The organism is Micromonospora sp. ALFpr18c, from assembly GCF_008868155.1.
Classification (GTDB): Bacteria; Actinomycetota; Actinomycetes; order Mycobacteriales; family Micromonosporaceae; genus Micromonospora.
The window spans coordinates 1-3,557 of the sequence record NZ_WBKR01000328.1; the positions used below are offsets into that span (position 1 = coordinate 1).

Here is a 3,557-nt window from a genome sequence, read left to right on the forward strand (position 1 = left end):
GCGCCAACTCCTCAAACCATTCCTGGCCTGGGCCAACCGCGCCAGGCTCATGCCGAGGCTGCGAATACCTCCGCACCGTCCTGGCCAGCAGACCCCGATCACCCAGCACCGCCGTCTCGCGCTACTGCGCAAGCTGATCACTGACGACACCGGCGCCCTGCGCACCCGTGTCGCCGCGATCCTCCTTCTGCTCTACGCCCAGCCCCTCGGCCGCATCCTGCGTCTGACCATCGACGACATCGACACCACCGGACCCGACGTCCTTCTACGCCTGGGCGACCCGCCGACGCCGGTCCCTGAACCGGTCGCCGAGCTGCTGCTGGCCCTGGCCGACCAGCGCACCAATATGCGCACCGCCACCAACCGCGACGCCCGCTGGCTGTTCCCCGGACGCCGAGCCGGCCAGCCCCTCACCCTCGACACGATCGCCCCGCTCATCCGGGACCTCGGCGTCCCCACCATCGCTGGCCGCCTCGCCGCACTTCGCCAGCTCGTACTCCAAGCACCGGCACCAGTCGTCGCCCAAGCCCTCGGCTTCCACCACCACACCACCCAACGGCACCACGCCGCCGCCGGCGGCACCTGGAACCGCTACAGCCCCACCCGCAACGCCCCATGACTGCAACCGCGCCGGACATGACGACCAGGCGGCCGGTCACCCACATCTCTGTCCGACAGCCCCGGCAACTACCAAAAGGAGTAGCCATGCATCCCACCGGCACGTTCATCGTCATCACCGGAGGGCCCGGAGCAGGAAAGACCACCCTGATCCATGGCCTCCGGCAGCAGGGGTTCACCTGCGTCGACGAGGCCGGCCGGCAGATCATCCGCGACCAGACCACCATCGGCGGGAGCGCACTGCACACCGCGAACCAGCTCCTGTTCGCAGAGATCATGTTGGCCTGGGAAATGCGGTCCTACCGCCTAGCCGCCCACCATGACAGCACCGTGTTCTTTGATCGGGGCATACCCGACCTCGTCGGCTACTACCTCCTGCTCGACCGTCCCGTTCCCCGGCACGTCTCCGCCGCCGCCGACCTGTTCCGCTATCACAATCACGTCTTCATCGCCCCGCCCTGGCCACACATCTACGCCACCGACAGCGAACGCCAGCAGGACTTCGATGAGGCTGTCCGCACCCACGACGCCATGGTCACTGCCTACACCCGGCACGGCTACGAACTGATCAAACTTCCGGAGACCGATCCGGCCTCCCGGCTGGCCTTCATTCACGAGCACCTGAGCACTGCCCGTCCGCCGAGCCCACAAGTGAAGTAGAGAGCGGATACCACTCACAGTTACCTCGATGCCAGCCGAGCTGCGAACTCACGACAGTTCGATTACCTCACCCTGCCAGTCGACGAGGCCGCTCGGCGAACTGGCCGCGTGGCTCACGACGATCTACGTTCGGTACAACGGCGCTGACCTTGCCGACTGCTGGCTCTGGCACCCCGACGTCGTGACCGAGCTGCTCGCGCTGCGAGAAGCGTGGATCTCGGCGTACCAGGGTCCCCGCGCCTCGGCCGAGTCCGTCATGGACTGGCACGACCGATACCGGCCAGGGACCGTCGCCCGCGTCAACACCGCGTTGGGTCAGTGCTACCTCCAGCGACACCTGGCCACCGGCGAACTCAGCTACACCCCAGCCCGAATCTCGGCTACCGAGCAGCTCACCGACATCGCCCGCTGGTGGGCCACCTCCCACGGCGACACCGCCGCGCCACCGCCAAGTCCCAACGTGGTTGCCGAGTCCGCTGCCGCCCGCGCGGCCCGCGCCTACTGAGCAGTTCCGCACGACAGAGCCCCGGACTGATTCTGGTCCGGGGCTCTGTCGTGGCCCGTCCGTAGTGGCCCCACGCTGAGGCCCGCCTACCGCGTCGGGTCACACTTCTGGATGCCTACGGACCGGAACCAAGCCGTTGCACGGAATGGTTCACTGCGTTCTGGTTCTTGCTCGACCGCCCGGTACCTGCCCCATGGCGGAGACGCCCATTGATTCTTTATTGCTCCTAGCCCGGGCCGAGCTATGTTCTACGGATATGGTAGAACTCTCTAATTTCGCCACCCGGGCCAGTTTATGGAGCGCACGGCGCACTGCTCTGGGTGAACTAGAACTACTAGCTGCAGGCCGGAAAGAAACTGGGGACGAAGAGATTGAATGGTCCTCATCATCAGACCAATCGGCTCCCTTCCCCCTATACGGCTCGTGACCCCTTAGCGAAGGCGTCGGAGACTGCCTGTCCGGAGATGGGATTCCAGTAGTATGCGCCGGAGATGGTGCCCTTTCTTCCTCACTGGGGATCTGATCAACCGCGCTTCTCGGCAGGGATATTGCTGGTTCTCGCCTGTGGCTAACGAAGTAAGGGGCACCTGGTGCTTCTCGGTGACCGAAACGCGCGTCTCGCTGGTCGATCAGGTCGGCCAAAGCGGATTGCTCCAACGATGCGGTTGGGAGCGGGGCACTCGAGGGCGTTTGCGATGGCATTCCTCTCAACGCCGCTGCTCTTGAAACGCTGTCAGTGTTGATGGAAAGTGACCCCCCAACGGGGCGTGATCTGTCAGAACTACCTGGCAGTGATGACAATTCAATTCTCCATCTTCTATCCCCCATGGAGGATACCTGTTCAGCTTGAACGTAACTGGAGAGGTTCGACTGCTGCGGGCGTGGTGGTCCACACTGGATCATCGGCCTGGAGAGTCTGAACACACGGTGGGATATCGCTACCGTGCCGGAGCCCTGGGGTCAGGATGAGGAGCTGGTATCAACGTTGCGTTGGCCGTACAACTCTGGGTCGTGGTGGGCACTGCTGCGCGGGGCCCTCTCTGCGCGCCAACCAGACCCTCCGTGCTGTTCGATGCTGCGGCAGTGGCAACGTCTCTCCGCCACCGATCTATCCTTTCGTTCCTTTCGTTCCTTTCGTTTCTGTCGAGCGTTTCTGCAAGCGAACGCAGTGATTGCGATGCTGGCACGTGTTCGTATTTGGCGCTCACTTCATGGGCCGCGTCTTTGATTTCCGAGAGCAACGCCTCTGCTTGCTTTTCTCGGGCCGACGCAATAATCGCCTGCGCGACCACCGAAATGTCCTCGGCTGGGGCGACAGTTCGCATGATCCACATCGAGGCCGACTTTTCGTCAAGTTCACGTAACTCTGGCCATGCCTTGACTATTTTTGTCCCGATAGCCCCAGTCGTCGTCGTTGCTCATATCCAGGTGCTGTGGCCCGTTATGGGGATTCTCGACCGTCCGAGCGGGACTGCGCAAGGGGGGGCCTGGATGCTGGCTGTCCATAGCAATTCTCCAAATCATCGTTTACCGACTCTGTATCGCAGCCGCCCCTCGCACCTTCCGCGCGCCAGGGGTCCAAAAGTTCAATGGGTCAAGCCGGCCCACTCCCTAAGTCGATCTTCTATCGTTGGCTGGGGGGGTGTGCAGGGCGTTCGCAAGGTAGAGATATGTCCGTTCTAGGTGATTCCTGGTAGTTGTAGGGATCGGCGCGGGTTTCGGCTGTTCTTTCGTAGGGCTGGCGCGATGGATGCGACGCCGGCCAGGCGGAGCA

Annotated in this window: 2 protein-coding genes and 1 pseudogene; all 3 read left to right on the forward strand. The window is 63.4% G+C overall.

Annotated elements, in window-relative coordinates:
• Nucleotides 1-619: pseudogene (locus F8271_RS32730) on the forward strand (hypothetical protein); the annotation flags it as partial.
• 86 nt (nt 620-705) lie between these two features.
• On the forward strand, nt 706-1,278 hold the full coding sequence (locus F8271_RS30530; protein WP_151493256.1) for an AAA family ATPase: 573 nt from the start codon (nt 706-708) through the stop codon (nt 1,276-1,278).
• A 28-nt stretch (nt 1,279-1,306) separates the two neighbouring features.
• Nucleotides 1,307-1,783 (forward strand): hypothetical protein, encoded by a 477-nt coding sequence (locus tag F8271_RS30535; RefSeq protein WP_151493257.1) that lies wholly within the window; start codon nt 1,307-1,309, stop codon nt 1,781-1,783.
• Nucleotides 1,784-3,557: the final 1,774 nt, after the last annotated feature.

Excerpts from the sequence above, each read along its gene's own strand:
- F8271_RS30530 (WP_151493256.1), top strand. The coding sequence starts at position 706 with ATGCATCCCACCGGCACGTTCATCGTCATCACCGGAGGGCCCGGAGCA.
- F8271_RS30535 (WP_151493257.1), top strand. The coding sequence starts at position 1,307 with ATGCCAGCCGAGCTGCGAACTCACGACAGTTCGATTACCTCACCCTGC.